The 19,817-nt window shown below is 70.5% G+C and carries 11 protein-coding genes and 1 tRNA gene; 11 read left to right on the forward strand and 1 reads right to left on the reverse strand.

Annotated elements, in window-relative coordinates; all coding sequences use genetic code 11:
• Nucleotides 1-98: 98 nt before the first annotated feature.
• Nucleotides 99-2,588, reverse strand: a complete 2,490-nt coding sequence (locus ABZY45_RS28475) for a DEAD/DEAH box helicase (protein ID WP_356744372.1) — start codon at nt 2,586-2,588, stop codon at nt 99-101.
• Nucleotides 2,589-2,667: 79 nt separating this feature from the next.
• Here ABZY45_RS28475 and ABZY45_RS28480 point away from each other — a divergent pair, with 79 nt between their 5' ends.
• From ABZY45_RS28480 to ABZY45_RS28530, 11 genes are all read left to right on the forward strand, one after another.
• Complete coding sequence (locus tag ABZY45_RS28480) at nt 2,668-3,021, forward strand: STAS domain-containing protein (protein WP_003967428.1); 354 nt, start codon at nt 2,668-2,670, stop codon at nt 3,019-3,021.
• A gap of 206 nt (nt 3,022-3,227) precedes the next feature.
• Nucleotides 3,228-3,671 carry an ATP-binding protein gene (locus tag ABZY45_RS28485; protein ID WP_356744374.1) on the forward strand — a complete coding sequence of 148 codons (444 nt, stop codon included), beginning with the start codon at nt 3,228-3,230 and terminating at the stop codon, nt 3,669-3,671.
• 807 nt (nt 3,672-4,478) lie between these two features.
• Nucleotides 4,479-6,917 carry a sodium-translocating pyrophosphatase gene (locus ABZY45_RS28490; RefSeq protein ID WP_356744376.1) on the forward strand — a complete coding sequence of 813 codons (2,439 nt, stop codon included), beginning with the start codon at nt 4,479-4,481 and terminating at the stop codon, nt 6,915-6,917.
• A gap of 281 nt (nt 6,918-7,198) precedes the next feature.
• Nucleotides 7,199-7,822 (forward strand): small secreted protein, encoded by a 624-nt coding sequence (locus tag ABZY45_RS28495; RefSeq protein ID WP_356744378.1) that lies wholly within the window; start codon nt 7,199-7,201, stop codon nt 7,820-7,822.
• A gap of 125 nt (nt 7,823-7,947) precedes the next feature.
• Nucleotides 7,948-9,453: a methyltransferase gene (locus ABZY45_RS28500; protein ID WP_356744380.1), complete on the forward strand. Its 1,506-nt coding sequence runs from the start codon at nt 7,948-7,950 to the stop codon at nt 9,451-9,453.
• A gap of 318 nt (nt 9,454-9,771) precedes the next feature.
• Entirely contained in the window at nt 9,772-9,969 is a 198-nt protein-coding gene (locus ABZY45_RS28505; RefSeq protein WP_356744382.1) for a hypothetical protein, read from the forward strand.
• A 279-nt stretch (nt 9,970-10,248) separates the two neighbouring features.
• A complete protein-coding gene (topA, locus tag ABZY45_RS28510; RefSeq protein ID WP_356744384.1) occupies nt 10,249-13,110 on the forward strand; it encodes a type I DNA topoisomerase in 2,862 nt (953 codons plus the stop codon).
• A 159-nt stretch (nt 13,111-13,269) separates the two neighbouring features.
• Entirely contained in the window at nt 13,270-16,416 is a 3,147-nt protein-coding gene (tmk, locus tag ABZY45_RS28515) for a dTMP kinase (RefSeq protein WP_356744386.1), read from the forward strand.
• Between the two features lie 202 nt (nt 16,417-16,618).
• Nucleotides 16,619-17,824 (forward strand): DNA polymerase III subunit delta', encoded by a 1,206-nt coding sequence (locus tag ABZY45_RS28520; RefSeq protein ID WP_356744388.1) that lies wholly within the window; start codon nt 16,619-16,621, stop codon nt 17,822-17,824.
• Between the two features lie 179 nt (nt 17,825-18,003).
• Nucleotides 18,004-19,530: an alpha/beta hydrolase gene (locus ABZY45_RS28525; protein WP_356744390.1), complete on the forward strand. Its 1,527-nt coding sequence runs from the start codon at nt 18,004-18,006 to the stop codon at nt 19,528-19,530.
• A 97-nt stretch (nt 19,531-19,627) separates the two neighbouring features.
• Nucleotides 19,628-19,701 (forward strand) — tRNA-Thr (locus tag ABZY45_RS28530).
• Nucleotides 19,702-19,817: the final 116 nt, after the last annotated feature.

A 19,817-nucleotide genomic window follows, 5' to 3' on the forward strand; every position in this document is an offset into this window, starting at 1 on the left:
TCAGCGATACCGGTGTCCACCCGGGCGGAACCGGCTCAGGCGGATACCGACCCATACCGGCACCGGCCCACCTCGGGCACCGGCGCAGGCAGATGAGTTCAGCGCTTCTCCCCGTCCGGCGGGCCAACTTCCTCCGGGGCGGTGGGTGCGGTCCTGAGGAGTTCGGTCAGCAGGCGTACGGCGCCTCGTTTGTGCAGCGGCTCGTTGCCGTTGCCGCACTTGGGGGACTGGATGCAGGACGGGCAGCCCGCGTCGCACTCGCAGGACGCGATGGCCTGACGCGTAGCAGTGAGCCATGCGCGGGCCGTGTGGAAGGCGCGCTCGGCGAATCCCGCGCCGCCGGGATGGCCGTCGTAGACGAACACCGTGGGAAGGAGTGTGTCCGGATGCAGCGGGACGGAGACGCCGCCGATGTCCCAGCGGTCGCAGGTGGCGAAAAGGGGCAGCATGCCGATGGAGGCGTGTTCGGCTGCGTGCAGCGCTCCATCGAGGATCTCGGGGCTGATCCGGGCGGCATCGAGCTGGTCCTCGGTGACCGTCCACCACACGGCCCGGGTGCGCAGGGTGCGGGGCGGCAGGTCGAGCTTGGTCTCCCCCAGGACTTCTCCGGTGATCAGCCGGCGGCGCAGGAAGGAGACGACCTGGTTGGTGACCTCCACGGAACCGAAACAGAGCCGCCCGTCACCCCAGGGGATCTCGGTGTCCGTCTCCAGGACGGCGATGGCAGTCGTGTCACGGGCATTGGTCGAGTAGGGAGGTACGGCTTCCTCGACCAGAGCCACCGAGTCCTCCAGATCCAGTCGGCGCACCAGATAGGTCCTGCCCTGATGGAGGTGGACGGCGCCTTCGTGGACGGCGGTGTGGGCGGCGGATTCGTCGACGGTGCCCAGCAGCCGGCCGGTTCCCTCCTCGACGATCTGCACCGGACGGCCGCCCCCTCCGCGGATGTCGGTGAGGTCGGCGGCGCGTTCCCGTCGGGTCCAGTGCCAGCCGGTCGTTCGCCTGCGCAGCAGCTTCGCGGCCTCCAGCTGCGGCAGCAGATCGGGAACCGCGGGTCCGAAGAGCGCGATGTCGGCCTCGGTCAGCGGGAGTTCCGCGGCCGCCGCGCACAGGTGCGGGGCGAGCACGTACGGGTTGTCCGGGTCCAGGACCGTGGACTCCACCGGTTGCTGGAACAGCGCCTCGGGATGGTGGACGAGGAAAGTGTCCAGCGGGTCGTCGCGGGCCACCAGGACGGCCAGGGCACCCTGTCCGGCGCGTCCGGCGCGGCCCGCCTGCTGCCAGAGGGAGGCGCGGGTACCGGGATAGCCGGAGATGATGACGGCGTCCAGGCCGGAGACGTCGATGCCGAGTTCGAGGGCGGTCGTCGCGGCGAGGCCGAGCAGGTCGCCGGAGTGCAGGGCCCGTTCCAGGGCCCGGCGCTCCTCGGGCAGATAGCCGCCCCGGTAGGCCGCGACCCTCCCGGGAAGGGAGCGGTCCACCTCGGCCAGCCGTTCCTTCGCGATGACGGAGATGAGCTCGGCGCCGCGCCGGGAGCGTACGAAGGCGACCGAACGGATGCCCTGCAGGGTCAGGTCGGTCAGGAGATCGGCTGTCTCGGCCGTCGCGGTACGGCGAACGGGAGCCCCCTTCTCGCCGTGCAGATCGGTCAGCGGCGGCTCCCAGAGTGCGAAGACCATCTCGCCTCGGGGCGAGGCGTCGTCGGAGACCTCTCTGACGGGCAGGCCGGTGAGACGTCCCGCGGCGACCGATGGTTCTGCCGCTGTGGCGGAGGCGAGGAGGAAGACGGGGTCGGAGCCGTAGCGCGCGCACAGACGGCGTAGCCGGCGCAGCACCTGGGCGACATGGGAGCCGAAGACACCCCGGTAGGTGTGGCACTCGTCGATCACCACGAAGCGCAGGGCGCGGAGGAAGGAGGCCCAGCGAGGGTGGGAGGGGAGTATGCCCCTGTGCAGCATGTCGGGGTTGGTCAGGACGTAATTGGCGTACTGGCGCACCCATTCGCGTTCTTCGACCGGCGTGTCGCCGTCGTAGACCGCAGGCCGCACCGCGGCGCCCAGGGGCGCCGCCAGCGCCTTCACGGCGCGGCGCTGGTCCGCAGCGAGGGCCTTGGTCGGCGCGAGGTACAGAGCAGTCGTGCCGCGGCCGTTCGGGGCCTGCGAACCGTCCACGAGAGCACTCAGGACCGGTGCGAGGTAGGCGAGCGACTTGCCGGACGCCGTGCCGGTGGCGATCACGACGGACTCGCCGTCCAAGGCGTGTTCGGCCGCGGTGGCCTGGTGCGTCCACGGATGGTCGATTCCGGCCTGGGCAATTGCCGAGATCACCTCCGGCCGGATGCGATCCGGCCAGGTGGCATGGGTTCCCGCACGCGGGGGCAAGTGCTCCGTATGAGTGATGCGCGCTGCCCGGCCCGCCGCTGCGGCGAGCCGGTCGAGAACCACCGTGGGAGAGGGGCGCGAGCCCTCGTTCTCAGGTGGTCGGCTGGGGCGGTGATTCTTGGCCATCGGCACCGAGTGTGTCACTGGCGTGACGGACAATGGTCCCAAGGCGTCGTGCATGGCTGCTGGTAAGTGATTGAATGCCATCGCGGCTGGCGATCCGTCCCCTGGCCTCCGTCGGGGAGACCGAGGGGCGACCGCTCGATAGCAAGGTGCTGGAGGATCCGTGGACCTGTCCCTGTCGACTCGCAATGTGTCCGGCCCTGGTGGCGACCGTACGGTCGTCGAGGTCGGTGGCGAGATTGATGTGTATACCGCGCCCAAGCTGCGCGAGCAGTTGGTCGAGTTGGTGAATGACGGCAGCTACCACCTGGTTGTCGACATGGAAGGCGTCGACTTCCTCGACTCCACCGGCCTCGGCGTGCTCGTGGGCGGCTTGAAGCGTGTGCGGGCCCATGAGGGCTCGCTGCGACTGGTTTGCAACCAGGAGCGCATTCTCAAGATCTTCCGGATCACAGGTCTGACCAAGGTGTTTCCCATCCACACCACGGTCGACGAGGCTGTCGCGGCAACCGACTGACGGTCGGGCGCATGCCGGTCCTTCCAGGGCCGGCAGGCACGCTGTGACGGACCGGCAGACGGCAGCAGACAGCCGTCATGAGCAGGCGGTCGGCCCTTGGGGTCGGCTGCCGGCTTCGTCGGTTTCCGGAGGAAATGAGAGCAGGGGTACCGGGCGCCACGCCCGGGCCCCTGAGACGCACGTCCGTACGTTTGAGGGGGATGGCCATGCCAACCGTTGAACTCCGCTTCAGCGCTCAGCCCGAACACGTCAGGACGGCCCGCCTCGTGGCAGCCGCCGTGGCACGCCGGGCAGGCGTCGATGAGGCGGTGCTCGACGAAGTCAGACTCGCGGTCGGCGAGGCATGCAGTCGTGCCGTCGGACTGCACAGGAGCCACGACATCGCTGCTCCGGTCACGGTCGTGCTGACCGAGGAGGAGAAAGCGTTCTCCATCGAGGTGGGGGACGGGCTTCTCGCTCCGGGAAGCGACGCGTCGCAGCCTGGCGCGCCCGGTGGCACGGGCCCGGGCGAGGCTGAAGCGGACAGCGAGGACGAGATGGGCCTCGCGGTCATCAGCGGGCTGGTCGACGACGTGGAGGTCCTCACGGGAGCCGAAGGCGGAGTGATCCGCATGACCTGGCCGACGGCCTCGGCCGTGGTTCTTCCCTGAGCCGTCCGGCTGTCCGCCGAGTTGCGGATGGGCCGAGTGATCAGCCGATCAGCCGAACGCCCCTCGAGGTTTCTCGGCCGGGAGAGCCCGACACGCGGCGCTGCCTCAGCCGACCCGGGAGAGCGCGACACGCGGCGCTGTCTCAGCCTCACCGCGCCGGTGCCGCGCCGCCGCCCTGAGAGGTATGCCTCCGCTGCGGCTTAGCTCCCGCCCTTGCCCCGTCGGCACCCTGCTGTGCGGTTGGCACCGCTGTCCGGCAGCGCCTCCGGCGCACAGTCGGCCCCGTTGTTTCCTTGAAGCCCTCGCGCCTCCCGGGGCCCTCTCACTCCGGGTGCCCCGTCACTCCGGGTGCTTCGCACGCCCTGCGGGTCATCGGCGATTCCAGGTGCCAAGCCGCCCCTGATCGGCGGCGGGGCTCCCCGGGACGCGCCAAGCGTTCTCAGCCGTCTCGGCCCCGCCACCGCCACCCGTGCCCGCATCGCCCCGCCCACCGCGTATATGGCGTTCCCCGCCCCCGTACGGCGTACCCGCACCCGTACGGCTTACCCCGGCGCGTCACCGGGCGGGATGTGATCGCGATTTCTGGCACAGTTGAGCAGGGCCTTTTCTTTGCGCTTGATCAATGATCTCCGGTAATCCCGTACGTGCCACGTGTCTGCCCCATTACTGCATTCGGGTCCAATCGAAGACGAGATCATTTGCCATTGGGTGGACGAGCGTCGATTTCATTGGCCACCCACTGTTTTCATCAGGCTCCGCTCCCTACAATCCGTCCACGTCTTGAGCGCTCAGCGTCAAGGAGGACGTATGGCGGAGTTCCTCAACACCCCACTGGCAGAACTGGCGCACGTATCCGTCCCTTCAGACCCGTCAACCGCACTCGCGGCCGCAGTACTCACCGACGGCAACCGGTTGATCGTCGTAGTCGTCGCGGTCGTCGCCCTTGCCGCGCTGGTCGTCGCCCAGCTGCTGGTACGCCAGGTGCTGGCGGCCGGCGAAGGCACCGAACGCATGAAAGAGATCGCGGCGGCCGTCCAGGAAGGCGCGAATGCCTATCTGGCGCGGCAGCTGCGCACCGTCGGCATCTTCGCCGTCGTCGTGTTCTTCCTGCTTCTGCTGCTTCCGGCCGACAACTCGTCGCAGCGCATCGGGCGCTCGCTGTTCTTCCTGGTGGGCGCGCTTTTCTCGGCGGCCACGGGATACATCGGTATGCGACTCGCCGTCCGCAGCAATGTGCGTGTAGCCGCTGCCGCGCGCGAGGCGACTCCTGCGGAGGGGGAACCGGAAAAGGATCTCACCACCGTTTCGCACAAAGCGATGAAGATCGCATTTCGCACCGGGGGCGTGGTCGGAATGATCACGGTGGGCCTCGGTCTGCTCGGCGCCTCCTGTGTGGTGCTCGTCTACGCCGCCGACGCGCCCAAGGTGCTCGAGGGATTCGGTCTCGGCGCTGCCCTGATCGCCATGTTCATGAGGGTCGGAGGCGGCATCTTCACCAAGGCGGCCGACGTGGGTGCCGACCTCGTGGGCAAGGTGGAGCAGGGCATCCCCGAGGACGACCCGCGCAATGCGGCCACCATCGCCGACAACGTGGGCGACAACGTCGGTGACTGCGCCGGGATGGCGGCCGATCTCTTCGAGTCGTACGCCGTGACGCTCGTGGCCGCGCTGATCCTGGGCAAGGTCGCCTTCGGGGACGCGGGGCTCGCCTTTCCGCTGATGGTGCCGGCGATCGGCGTCGTCACCGCGATGATCGGGATCTTCGCGGTCGCTCCCAGGCGAACCGACCGCAGCGGGATGAGCGCCATCAACCGCGGCTTCTTCGTGTCCGCGGTGATCTCGCTCGTGCTGGTTGCCGTGGCCGTGTTCGCCTACCTGCCGTCCTCGTACGCCGCCCTGGACGGGGTCACCGACGGTGCCATCACCTCGCACGGCGGCGACCCCCGCGTCTTCGCCCTGGTCGCCGTCGCCATCGGGATCGTGCTCGCCGCTCTCATCCAGCAGCTCACCGGCTACTTCACCGAGACCGGCCGACGCCCTGTCCGGGACATCGGCAAATCCTCCCTGACCGGTCCGGCGACCGTCATCCTCGCCGGCATCTCCATCGGTCTGGAATCGGCCGTCTACACCGCGCTCCTGATCGGTCTGGGCGTCTACGGTGCCTTCCTGCTCGGTGGTACGTCGATCATGCTGGCGCTCTTCGCGGTGGCCCTGGCCGGGACGGGCCTGCTCACCACGGTGGGCGTCATCGTCGCCATGGACACGTTCGGCCCGGTCTCCGACAACGCCCAGGGCATCGCCGAGATGTCCGGAGACGTGACGGGCGCGGGCGCTCAGGTCCTCACCGACCTGGACGCGGTCGGCAACACCACCAAGGCCATCACCAAGGGCATCGCGATCGCCACGGCGGTCCTGGCGGCGGCCGCGCTCTTCGGCGCGTACCGGGACGCGATCGCCACCGCGGTCGACGACGTCGGAGCCCGGGCGGGGGAGCTCGGGCTGAGCCTGGACATCTCGCAGCCGAACAACCTGGTCGGCCTGATCCTCGGAGCCGCAGTCGTCTTTCTCTTCTCCGGACTGGCCATCAACGCGGTTTCCCGTTCGGCGGGATCCGTGGTCTACGAGGTGCGACGGCAGTTCCGGGAGCACCCAGGGATCATGGGAGGTACGGAGAAGCCGGAGTACGGCCGCGTCGTCGACATCTGCACCAAGGACGCGCTGCGTGAGCTGGCCACGCCCGGCCTGCTCGCGGTTCTGGCGCCGATCGCCGTCGGGTTCACCCTGGGTGTCGGAGCGCTGGGTTCCTACCTCGCCGGGGCGATCGCCACCGGCACGCTGATGGCCGTCTTCCTCGCCAACTCGGGTGGGGCGTGGGACAACGCCAAGAAGCTCGTCGAGGACGGACACCACGGTGGCAAGGGCAGTGAGGCCCACGAGGCGACGGTGATCGGCGACACGGTGGGCGACCCGTTCAAGGACACGGCGGGTCCGGCGATCAACCCGCTCCTCAAGGTGATGAACCTCGTGGCGCTCCTCATCGCCCCCGCGGTCGTGCAGTTCAGCTACGGCGACGACGCGAGCGCGCCCGTACGCGCGGTGGTGGCTGTCATCGCCGTCGTCGTCATCATCGGCGCGGTCTATGTGTCCAAGCGGCGGGGAATCGCTGTGGGGGACGACGACGGTCCGGGCGACGAGGGTGGCGGAGGAGGGCCGGTCAAGTCCACCGATCCTGCGGCTGTTTCGTGAGAGGCGCGGCCCGCCTTCGGCGGTCGTACACGTAACACCTGCTCAGCGAGGCGGCGGGCGACGCGACCTGACGTGCCGCCCGCCGCCTGTGCGGCAGACGTCCCGCGATCCGGCCGGGCAGTGCTCGCACGGGCGTCCGAGCGCGTAGGTGAGTTGTATCTCCCTCATTTCCCTTGGTGCAAATGGCTTCAAAAGATTACAAATCGGATGCCGGTCGCCTGAATGTCGCCCACTTGGCGTGTAAGTTCCGGGGCCGAGAGCGTTGGAAGGGACCCCATCCGGTGAACAAGAAGCTTGCAGCCGCACTGTCCGGCGGTGCGGTACTCGTACTGACGCTGTCGGGTTGCAGCGACGACAGCGACAACAAGGTGAACGACTGGGCGAAGAAGGTCTGCGACCAGGTTCAGCCGCAGCTGCAGAAGATCGCGAACGCCAATGCCTCGATCCAGCAGCAGACGGCCGACAACAGCAAGCCCGCCGACGTCCAGGCGACCGACTCGGCTGCCTTCCAGCAGATCTCGCAGGCCTACAAGGCGCTGGGTACGGCCGTGAATTCGGCCGGCGCGCCGCCCGTGGACGGCGGTGAGACCACGCAGAAGGAGGCGGTGAAGGAGCTGAACGCCTCCTCCGCCGCCTACGCCGAGCTGAAGACGAAGGTCGACGCGCTCGACACGGAGGACCAGGCGAAGTTCGCCGACGGCCTCAAGGGCATCGCCGACGAGCTGAACAAGATCAGCACCAACGGTGACCAAGCGCTGAAGAAGCTCCAGTCCGGCGAGGTCGGTTCCGCGATGGCCAAGCAGAAGGGCTGCCAGAAGCCCACCGCCTCTGCGTCGCCCGCCCCCGCACCGTCCGGTTCGGCCGCGAAGTCCGCTTCGCCCTCGGCGAGCGCCACGAAGGCGTAACGGGGGTCCGCCGACGGCTCCGGCTCCGGCCGGCAGCAGTGGTGAAGACCGCTCAGGGCAGCCCGGTCACCCCGTGTGGGGGCCGGGCCGCTGCCGTTGTCGGTGGGAGCGGACACAATGGTCGGGTGAGTACGACCAGCCTCCCCGCATCCGAGCACGCCCTCCGGCTCCGCGAAGCCCTGATCGCCGCCGCCTTCACCGCCGACGGCCTCCTCGAACGGCTCGGCGCGCCCGCGTACGCCGCTCTCGCCCGCAGCGAGACCGTCCCCGCGCTCCGCGCCACCCGGGGGGACACGCCACTCGACACGCTGGTGCGGCTGTTCCTCCTGCAGCGCCCTGTGCCGGCGGAGGCGGCTGCCGCCGCGATCCCGCTGGAGGAGTGTGTCGAGGACGGCTGGGTGACCTCCGAAGGCGGCCTGGTCCGTGCCGCCGTCGACGTCCGGCCCTACGGCGGACCGGAGGGCCAGGACTGGTTCATCGTCTCCGACCTGGGGTGCGCGGTCGGCGGGGCCGGTGGCATCGGCTCACACGAGGAAGGGGTCGTCCTGGGAGTCGGCGGGGCCTCCACCACGCTCGCCGGGATCACGGTGCGCGAGCCCGTCACCTCCGCCCTCGACCTCGGTACGGGGTCCGGCATCCAGGCGTTGCACGCCGCCCAGCACGCCACCAGGGTCGTGGCCACGGACGTCAACCCGCGAGCGCTGGAATTCACCCGTCTCACGCTCGCCCTGTCCGGCGCGTCCCCGGCCGACCTGAGGGAAGGCTCTCTCTTCGAGCCGGCCGGTACGGAGACGTACGACCTGATCGTGTCCAATCCGCCCTTCGTCATCTCACCCGGTGCGCGACTGACGTACCGCGACGGCGGAATGGGCGGCGACGACCTGTGCCGGACTCTCGTGCAGCAGGCGGGGGAGCGGCTCAACCAGGGGGGATACGCACAGTTCCTGGCCAACTGGCAGCACGTCGAGGGCGAGGAGTGGCAGGACCGCGTCCGCTCCTGGGTCCCCGCGGGCTGCGACGCCTGGATCGTGCAGCGCGAGGTGCAGGACATCACGCAGTACGCCGAGCTGTGGCTGCGCGACAGCGGCGACCACCGCACCGATCCCGAGCTGTACGCCGAGCGGTACGAGGCCTGGCTGGACGAGTTCGAGGCCCGCCGCACGAAGGCGGTCGGCTTCGGCTGGATCACACTCCGCAGGTCCGCCGCAGCCGTCGCCGGGAACGCCTCGGTCGTCGTGGAGGAGTGGCCGCACGCGGTGGAGCAACCCCTCGGGCCCGCCGTCGAGGCCCACTTCGCGCGGCAGGACTATCTGCGGGAGCACGACGACGCGGCGTTGCTCGCAGCACACTTCACTCTCGCCGAAGAGGTCGTGCAGGAGCAGGTCGGACTGCCGGGCGCCGAGGATCCCGAGCATGTGGTGCTGCGTCAGCACCGTGGGATGCGGCGGGCGACCAAGGTGGACGCGGTCGGCGCCGGATTCGCGGGAGTGTGCGACGGTTCACTGCCCGCGGGCCGGATTCTGGACGCCATCGCCCAGTTGATGGCTGAGGATCCGGTGCTGCTGCGTGATCGCACCCCGCAGGCCATCCGGCTCCTGGTGGAGGAGGGCTTCCTGGATCCCGTGCGCTGACCCGGTGCCCACGTCCCGTGCGCGCGCCCCGGACTCCGTTCCGGTATGCCGGAGCCATGGGTTCCGGATCCCGTCCCCCTTGTGACCAGCGCCTTCACGTCAGGTCGGGTCATGCTCCGGCGCGGTTCACGGGTTCCGCTCAGGGCCGTTCCCCGAGCGGGTGTGCGGTGTTCACCCGAGGTTCGTGTCGAGGACGCCCCGGCGTGGCAGCCTCCCCTGTGCCGAGCGGCCGGCGCCTCGCGCGTCCGAGCGGCGACAGCTGCCCGGGCACGTATGCCATGGGCAGCAGCCGATGGCCAGAACACGAGGGGTACGGACATGGAGAGCGTCACCGCGGTCTTCGCCGGTACGGCATTCAGCCTGTTCGGCGCCGCCCTCCTCGTCTGGACGGGGGCGCGCACCATTCAGCGTGCGCCGGTCGCCCTCGGCGTGAGCCCCGTCGCTTCCACCGCTCTCGCCACGCTCTTCGGCGTACTCTTCCTCGTCCTCGGCGTGTGGTGCTTCACCCGCATCTGATCCACTTCTCCGGAGCGGCCGGAAGGCCGCCGGGCCTCCGGCCGCCGGGTTCCCTGAGAGCACCGCGAAACCCGCAGGCGACGGCCCCGTGAGGAGTGGACCGGGCAGTCCGGGCGGCAGGAATGGCGGAAGTCGGGTTACCGTTCGAGTGGCCGTTGCGGGCTTTTGCCGTTTGACACGGGGGCGGGTTGTACCGTCACACTCCGCAGCGACAGCACCGCGAGCAGCGCCTACCGCTGCCCGGATGCCCACGAGTGCCGACCGGAGAGAAGAGCGAAGTTGTCCCCGACCAGCGAGACCGCAGGCCGCCGACTCGTCATTGTCGAGTCGCCTGCCAAGGCGAAGACGATCAAGGGCTACCTCGGCCCCGGATACGTCGTCGAGGCGAGCGTCGGGCACATCCGCGACCTGCCGAACGGCGCCGCCGAGGTGCCGGACGAGTACACCGGTGAGGTACGCCGCCTCGGCGTGGACGTCGAAAACGACTTCCAGCCGATCTATGTCGTCAACGCAGACAAGAAAGCCCAGGTCAGGAAGCTCAAGCAGCTCCTTGCCGAATCCGACGAACTCTTCCTCGCCACCGATGAGGACCGCGAGGGCGAAGCCATCGCGTGGCACCTGCAGGAAGTCCTCAAGCCCAAGGTCCCCGTCCACCGGATGGTCTTCCACGAGATCACCAAGGACGCGATCAGGGCCGCCGTCGCCAACCCGCGCGAGCTGAACCAGCGCATGGTCGACGCCCAGGAGACCCGCCGTATCCTCGACCGCCTCTACGGCTACGAGGTCTCGCCGGTCCTGTGGAAGAAGGTCATGCCGCGGCTGTCCGCCGGCCGCGTCCAGTCCGTCGCCACCCGCCTCGTCGTCGAGCGGGAGCGCGAACGCATCGCCTTCCGCTCCGCCGAGTACTGGGACCTGACCGGGACCTTCGGCACCGGCCGCACCGGTGACGCCTCCGACCCCTCCACGCTCACAGCCCGCCTCAGCGCGGTCGACGGGCGCCGTATCGCCCAGGGCCGCGACTTCGGTCCTGACGGACAGCTGAAGGCCGGCTCCGCCCAGACGCTGCACCTGGACGAGACGAACGCCCGGGCCCTGGCCGCCGCGCTCGCCGACTCCGCGTTCGCGGTCCGCTCGGTCGAGTCGAAGCCGTACCGCCGCTCGCCGTACGCGCCCTTCCGCACGACGACCCTCCAGCAGGAGGCGAGCCGCAAGCTGGGCTTCGGGGCCAAGGCCACGATGCAGGTGGCGCAGAAGCTGTACGAGAACGGCTTCATCACCTACATGCGTACGGACTCCACGACCCTCTCGGACACCGCGGTCTCCGCGGCCCGGGCACAGGTCACGCAGCTGTACGGGGCGAACTACCTGCCCGAGAAGCCCCGCACCTACGCGGGCAAGGTCAAGAACGCGCAGGAGGCGCACGAGGCGATCCGCCCCTCGGGCGACCGCTTCCGCACCCCGGCGGAGACCGGGCTCACCGGCGACCAGTTCCGGCTGTACGAGCTGATCTGGAAGCGGACCGTCGCCTCCCAGATGAAGGACGCCACGGGTAACTCCGTCACCGTGAAGATCGGCGGCCGGGCGAGCGACGGCCGTGACGCCGAGTTCTCCGCGTCCGGCAAGACGATCACCTTCCACGGCTTCATGAAGGCGTACGTCGAGGGCGCGGACGATCCGAACGCCGAGCTGGACGACCGTGAGCGCAGGCTGCCGCAGGTCGCCGAGGGCGACGCGCTCTCCGCCGAGGAGATCACCGCGGACGGCCACTCCACCAAGCCGCCGGCCCGTTACACCGAGGCCTCGCTGGTCAAGGAGCTCGAAGAGCGCGAGATCGGCCGCCCGTCGACGTACGCCTCGATCATCGGGACCATCCTGGACCGCGGCTACGTGTTCAAGAAGGGCACGGCCCTGGTGCCGTCGTTCCTCTCGTTCGCCGTGGTCAACCTGCTGGAGAAGCACTTCGGCCGTCTGGTCGACTACGACTTCACCGCGCGCATGGAGGACGACCTCGACCGCATCGCCCGGGGCGAGGCCCAGTCGGTGCCGTGGCTGAAGCGCTTCTACTTCGGCGCGGGCGACGACACGTCGGGCGCCGGTACCGCCTCCGACGCGGGCAATGGCGACGGTGACCACCTCGGTGGCCTGAAGGAGCTCGTCACCGACCTGGGTGCCATCGACGCCCGGGAGATCTCGTCCTTCCCCGTCGGCAACGGCATCAAGCTCCGGGTCGGCCGCTACGGCCCGTACATCGAGCGCGGCGAGAAGGACAGCGAGGGCCACCAGCGGGCCGACATCCCCGACGACCTGGCACCGGACGAGCTCTCCGTCGAGTACGCCGAGGAGCTGCTCGCCAGTCCCAGCGGCGACTTCGAGCTGGGTGCCGATCCCGTCTCCGGCAACCAGATCGTCGCCAAGAAGGGCCGCTACGGCCCGTACGTCACCGAGGTGCTGCCCGAGGGCACGCCGAAGACCGGCAAGAACGCGGTGAAGCCGCGGACCGCCTCGCTCTTCAAGACGATGTCGCTCGACACGGTGACGCTGGCCGACGCGCTCAAGCTGATGTCGCTGCCGCGTGTGGTCGGTGAGGACGCCGAAGGTGTCGAGATCACCGCGCAGAACGGCCGCTACGGCCCGTACCTGAAGAAAGGCACCGACTCCCGCTCGCTGACCTCCGAGGACCAGCTCTTCGACATCACCCTCGAAGAGGCCCTCGCGATCTACGCGCAGCCGAAGCAGCGCGGCCGGGCCGCCGCCAAGCCGCCTCTGAAGGAGCTGGGCACGGACCCGGTGAGCGGTGCGCCGGTGGTCGTGAAGGACGGCCGCTTCGGGCCGTACGTCACGGACGGCGAGACGAACGCGACGCTGCGGACCGACGACAGCGTCGAGGACATCACGCCGGAACGCGGCTACGAGCTGCTCGCCGAGAAGCGGGCCAAGGGGCCGGCGAAGAAGAAGACGGCGAAGAAGGCGCCGGCCAAGAAGGCGACCGCGAAGAAGGCGACCGCCGCGAAGAAGACGACGACCGCCAAGAAGGCGACCGCCACCAAGACGGCGGCCAAGAAGACGGCCACCGCGAAGAAGGCGACGGCCAAGAAGGCGGCCACCGCGAAGACGGCTTCGGCTTCGGCCGACGAGAGCTGACCGCGGAAGGCGCCGTACTCGTACGCCGTCCACCGGAACACCGGAGGAGCTGGGACGACCCGGCTCCTCCGGTGTTCTCGCACGGGTGACGCGGGTTTCCGTGGGCACATGTTCGGACGCGGCCCCCGGGTACCGCACCGGTCCCGATAGGCTGGGCGGATGACGCGAGCCGAGCAGCCACCGGTCGTGAGCCCCACCTCCGACACACTTGCCGCAGACTCACGCGAGCGCGCCGTACGAGCCCTGTTGCGTGTTCCCCCGCTCCGGCGGTTGTGGAGCGCACAGCTCGTCGGAAGTATCGGCGATTCACTCGCCCTTCTCGTGCTGGTGTTGTTGTCGCTGCAAGCGGCGGTCCTCGAGGGCTCATTCGGGGCCGGATACCGCGGGGCGGCCTTTGCCGTCGCCGCCGTGTTCGGTGCCCGGATTCTTTCCACCGTGCTCTTCGGAGCCGTACTCCTGGGGCCGTTGACGGCACTCACGGCGCCCGCCGGTCCGCTGGACCGGCGCTGGCTGATGATCGGGGCGGACGGGCTGCGGCTCGCCCTGCTGGTCGTCGCGCCCCTGTGGATCGACTGGATGCCGGACAAGGCACTCATGATGATCCTGATCACCGTCTTCGTGGCCGGAGCCGGCGAGCGGGTGTGGACGGTGGCCAAGGAGAGCGCCGCCCCCGCCCTGCTGCCCGCACCGCCCCCCGAGGGCGCTGCCGTGCGCCCGCTGCCCGACCACCTCGACTCCCTGCGCAGGCTCTCCCTGCGGACGAACTTCCTGGCGGTGCCCGCCGCCGCGGCCGTGCTGGTGGTCGCCGCACTGATCGGTGAACTGCTCGGCACGGGCTTCGACTGGTTCTCCGCCCACCAGGCCGCCCTCGGTTCCTACGTCGCGGCGGGGTTCTTCTCCGCCTCGATCTCGACCCTGTACTTCCTCCAGCTGCCGGACACCCGGACGCCCCGCCCGCGCTCGCCCCTGGAGGGGCTGCGCCGGCCGTCCACCGGTACGGGGCCCGACAAGGGCCGCACCGGCAGCCTCCCGCTGGTCGTCGCCGCCTGCTCCGTGGTCGCCGGGGCCATCGCGGCAGCTGCCGGCGTCTCCGTGCTGCACGCCGCCGACCTCGGTGGCGGACCCGCCACCTTCGCCCTGCTGATCCTGGTCCTGACCGGGGGCACCGCACTCGGTATCCGTACGGCGAGCGGCGTGCTTCCCGCGCTGTCACGGCGGCGGCTGCTCGCGCTGGCCATCGCGGTCACGGGAGTGGCGCTCCTCGCGCTCGGCCTGGTGCCGGACACGGCCACCGGCCTGCTGATCGCGCTGGTGGCCGGTTACGCGGCGGGCGTCGCCGCACACATCGGCCACGCGGTCATCGACCAGGAGACGGAGGTGACCCGACAGGCCAGGGCCACCGAGCACCTCCAGGCCGTCGTCCGGGTGCTGGTCGCACTCGGCGCGGTGGGTGGTCCGCTGGTCGCGGCCGCCATCGGCCGGCACCGTCTGGGGTCCGGTGACTTCGTCTTCGCGCACGGCGGTGCGGCGTTCACCCTGATGCTCGTCGGTGCCCTGCTGCTGCCCGTCGCGGTGATCGTCCTCGCCAAGACCGACGACCGCGCCGGAGTGCCGCTCCGGCGCGACCTGCGTGAGGCGCTGCGCGGCGGTGACCCCGCCGAGGCGCACACGGCGAACGGTTTCTTCCTCGTCCTCGAGGGCGGCGACGGTGCCGGCAAGTCCACCCAGGTCGAGGCCCTCGCCGACTGGATCCGGGCCAAGGGCCACGAGGTCGTCGTCACCCGCGAACCGGGCGCCACCCCGGTCGGCAAGCGACTGCGCTCGATCCTGCTCGACGTGTCCTCCGCAGGCCTGTCCAACCGCGCCGAGGCGCTGCTGTACGCCGCGGACCGCGCCGAGCATGTCGACTCGGTCGTCCGTCCGGCGCTGGAGCGCGGCGCGATCGTCATCTCGGACCGCTACATCGACTCGTCCGTCGCCTACCAGGGCGCCGGCCGCGACCTCGCCCCGACCGAGATCGCCAGGATCTCGCGCTGGGCGACGAGCGGACTCGTGCCGCACCTGACGGTTCTCCTGGACGTCGACCCGAAGACGGCGCGGGAACGCTTCACCGAGGCGCCCGACCGGCTGGAGTCCGAGCCGGCCGAATTCCACACCCGGGTGCGTTCCGGCTTCCTGACCCTGGCCGCGGCCGACCCGGCGCGTTACCTGGTCGTGGACGCCGGACAGGAGCCCGAGGCGATCACCACGGTCGTACGCCACCGGCTCGACCAGCTCCTGCCGCTCTCCGAGGCCGAGATCCGGGCCCAGGAGGAGGCGCGCAGGGCAGCGGAGGAGGAGGCCAGGCGCAAGGCCGAGGAAGAGGCCGCCCGCAAGGCCGAGGAGGAGCGGCTGGAGCGTGAACGGCAGGCTCAGCTCGCCAAGCTCCGTGCCGAGGAGGAGGAGCGCAGGCGTCGCGAGGAGGAAGAAGCGCGTCAGCGTGAGGCCGAGCGTCAGGCGGAGGAGGCCCGTCGGCGTGCCGAGGAGGCGCGCCGACGTGCCGAGGAGGAGCGGGCGCGCATCGAGGCCGAGGAGCGTGTGCGCGAGGCCGAGCAGGAGCGGCTGAGGCTCCAGGCACAGGAAGAGGCACGGCTGCGCAAGGAGGCGGAGGAACTGCGCCTGGAGAAGCAGCGCAAGGCCGAGGAGGCGCTGGTCCGGGCCGAGGAGGCTCGCCGCCGCGCCGAGGCCGAGGCCGCTGCCCGGGCGGAGGAGGCCGAGGCCGCCGAGGCGGCGAGGCGTTCCCGCGAGACCGGGCACCCGGAGTCGGGGCCGTCCGGGCCGGTGGGGTACTCCGGCCGACCGGGGCCGGCCGTACCGGACAACGAGCTCACCGTCCCGACCCCTGTCGTGAATCCGAACGAGATCACCCAGCCGGTTCCGATCGCCCGGCCGGACCAGCCGGCACACGACGCGGAAGAGACGACGGTGATGCCGGCCGTGCGCGACGCGGACGAGACGGCCGTGCTGCCGCCCGTCCGGGGGGAGGGCCCGACGGACCGGGTGCCGCCTGGCGTCTTCCGTGACGAGCGCGGCGCTTCCCGCTCCGAGGGCGAGAACGAGCGCACGCGCGAGTTGCCGCAGGTCAGCGACGACCCGCGGGCCGGACGGGACTCCCAGGGCGGTTCCGGACGCCAGAAGCGGCAGCGATCCGACTGGGCGGAGGAGACGCCGCTCGACGATCTGCCGTCGCTGGCCGACGAGCTGCTCGGCGGGCAGGACGACGACCAGGGCGGCTCCGGCCGGGGTGGTCGCCGGCCGCGCCGCTGACGGCCGCGCCGCCCGTGCGCGGGTTGCGTGCGGCGGGTCGCTGAGGGGCGCCCCGCGCCGGGCCACCTGTGCCGGGCGCCCTGCGGACGGGCGGACGGTGGGAGCGAGGACGGGACGCCGGGACTGTCAGACCCTTCCCGCACAATAGGGAAGCGCCGGGATTCCGGTTTTCCCGCACGACGCCTCCGGAAGGGCGGTGACCATGACCGTATGGGACGACCTGGTCGGACAGGACCGGGTGCAGGAGCAGCTCGGTGCCGCCGCCCGGGACGCCGATGCGCTGATCACCGCCGTTTCCGCGGGCGAGACGATGCCCCCCGGCTCGAAGATGACCCACGCCTGGCTGTTCACGGGACCGCCCGGCTCCGGCCGGTCCACCGCCGCTCGTGCCTTCGCCGCCGCGCTCCAGTGCACCAGCCCGGACCGGGCCTTGGGCGGCGCGCCCGGCTGCGGCTTCTGCGACGGCTGCCACACGGCGTTGATCGGAACGCACGCCGACGTCGAGGTGATCCGCACGGATCTGCTCTCGATCGGCGTGAAGGAGACCCGTGAGCTGGTCCGCCGCGCTCAGCTCTCACCCGCGGTGGGCCGCTGGCAGGTCATCGTCATGGAGGACGCCGACCGCCTCACGGAGGGCGCGGGCAACGTCCTTCTGAAGGCGGTGGAGGAGCCCGCGCCCCGCACGGTGTGGCTGCTCTGCGCTCCCTCCCTCGAGGACGTGCTGCCGACGATCCGCTCCCGCTGCCGCCATCTCACGCTGCGCACACCACCGGTGGACGCCGTGGCGGACGTGTTGATCAGACGCGACGGCATCGACCCCGAGCGGGCCGCCTCCGCAGCCCGCGCGACCCAGGGGCACATCGGCCGTGCGCGCCGTCTCGCCACGGACGAGCGGGCGCGGGCGCGCCGTGCCGCCGTGCTCAAGCTCCCGTTGCGTGTCCATGACGTCGGTGGCTGCCTCAAGGCGGCCCAGGAGCTCATCGACACGGCCACGGACGACGCCAAGCAGGTCGCCGAGGAGGTCGACGTCAAGGAGACGGAGGACCTGAAGGCGGCGCTCGGGGGCGTGGCCGGGGGCCGGATGCCGCGCGGTACGGCCGGTGCGATGAAGGATTTGGAGGACCGGCAGAAGCGCCGGCGGACGCGTACACAGCGCGACAGCCTCGATCTGGCGCTCAGTGAGCTCACCGGTTTCTATCGAGATGTGCTGGCCCTGCAGCTGGGCTCCCGGATCGCGCTCTCCAACACCGATGTACGGGACGCACTCGACCGGGTCGCCGAGTCGTCCACCCCCGAGCGCACCCTGCGCCGGATCGAGGCCGTGATCGCCTGCCGGCGCGCCCTCGACCGCAATGTCGCGCCTCTGCTCGCCGTGGAGGCCATGACGATGTCGCTGCGGGCCGGCTGACGCACGCCGGGCGGCGCAGCCCAGCCGGGACGGATCGTGACGGTCCTCCTCAGCCTGTGAGGGGCCGGCTTGTGAGGGGCGGCCGCAGCACGGAGGGGTCGTGGGCCGCCAGGAGGAGTGAATTCACCCGTACGGGGATGGAATCGGTCGACTCGTCACCCGGGGGCTACGCTCCGGGGATGGACTCCAGGCGCCTGCTCCGTACGTTCGCCACCGCGCTCGGCACTGCCGGCCTTCTCGTCTCGGGCTGCAGCGGCAGTTCGGCGCCCAGCGCGTCGGCGACGGGTTCGGCCGTCGCCGAGGAGCTGGAACCGTATTACGGCCAGAAGCTGCGCTGGCGGGACTGCGGTGTGGAGGGCTTCCAGTGCGCCACGATGAAGGCCCCGCTGGACTACGCGAAACCCGACGGCGGTGACGTGAAGCTGGCCGTCTCCCGCAAGAAGGCCACGGGCCCCGGGAAGCGGATCGGCTCGCTCCTGGTGAACCCCGGCGGACCCGGCGGCTCGGCCGTCGGTTATCTCCAGGGGTACGCGGCCATCGGCTACCCCGCCCCTGTCCGCGCCCGGTACGACATCGTGGCCGTCGATCCGCGCGGGGTGGCCCGCAGCGAACCGGTCACGTGCCTGACCGGCAAGGAGATGGACGCCTACACACAGGTGGACCAGACCCCCGACGACAAGGGCGAGATCGACGCGCTGAGCAAGGCTTTCGACACGTTCGCGAACGGCTGCGAGAAGCGTTCCGGCAAGGTCCTCCCGCACGTCTCCACGGTCGAGACAGCGCGTGACATGGACATCCTGCGGGCTCTCCTCGGTGACGAGAAGCTGCACTACGTGGGTGCTTCGTACGGCACCTTCCTCGGCGCGACGTACGCCGACCTCTTCCCCGCGCGGGTGGGCCGTCTGGTCCTGGACGGAGCGATGGACCCCTCGCTCCCCGCGATCGACATCAACCGTGACCAGACCGCCGGCTTCGAGGCGGCGTTCCAGTCCTTCGCCGCCGACTGCGTGAAGCAGGCCGACTGCCCGCTCGGCACCACGAACACCTCCGACGCGGCGACGGAGCTGAAGAAGCTGTTCACCGATCTGGACTCCGCGCCGGTGAAGACCGGTGAGACCCGGCAGCTGACCGAGTCCCTGGCGACCACAGGCGTGATCGCCGCCATGTACGACGAGGCCGCGTGGCCGCAGCTCCGAGAGGCCATCGCCGGTGCGCAGCGTGGCGACGGGTCCGGTCTGCTCGCGATGGCCGACAGCTACTACGAGCGCGAGCCGAGCGGCAAGTACTCCAATCTGATGTTCGCCAATGCCGCCGTGAACTGCCTCGACCTCGCCCCCGCCTTCGCGGACCCCTCGGCGGCGGAGAAGGCGCTCCCCGACTTTGAGAAGGCTTCCCCGGTCTTCGGCAGGGGTTTCGCCTGGGCCGCCCTCAACTGCGGCTCCTGGCCCGTCGAGGCCACCGGTACCCCGCGCCGCACGGAAGCGGCGGGCGCCGCGCCGATCGTCGTGGTCGGAACCACCCGCGATCCGGCCACTCCCTACAAGTGGGCCGAGGCCCTCGCCGACCAGCTCTCCTCCGGCACCCTTCTCACCTATGAGGGGGACGGGCACACCGCGTACGGCCGGGGAAGCGACTGCGTCGACACCGCGATCAACACCTACCTGCTGGAGGGCACCCCGCCCAAGAACGGCAAGAAGTGCAGCTGACCTGCGGATACGCCGACGAGGGCGGGCGGTGCGGAGCACCCCCGGAAACTGTGTAGACTTGGCGTCGCTGCTGCCGCACCATGGTGCGCCAGGGCGTGCCGCCTTAGCTCAGTTGGCCAGAGCAACGCACTCGTAATGCGTAGGTCTCGGGTTCGAATCCCGAAGGCGGCTCTGTGGAAGCCTCAGGACTCACTCGCCGTGACCTGGGGCTTTTGCTTTTTCCGGAGAAGGCGACGACGTCCCGGGCGCCGGGCCCCTGGTCTCGCTGCGCGGGCGGCGTGAGGATG

Source organism: Streptomyces sp. NPDC006516 (assembly GCF_040611875.1).
GTDB lineage: Bacteria > Actinomycetota > Actinomycetes > Streptomycetales > Streptomycetaceae > Streptomyces.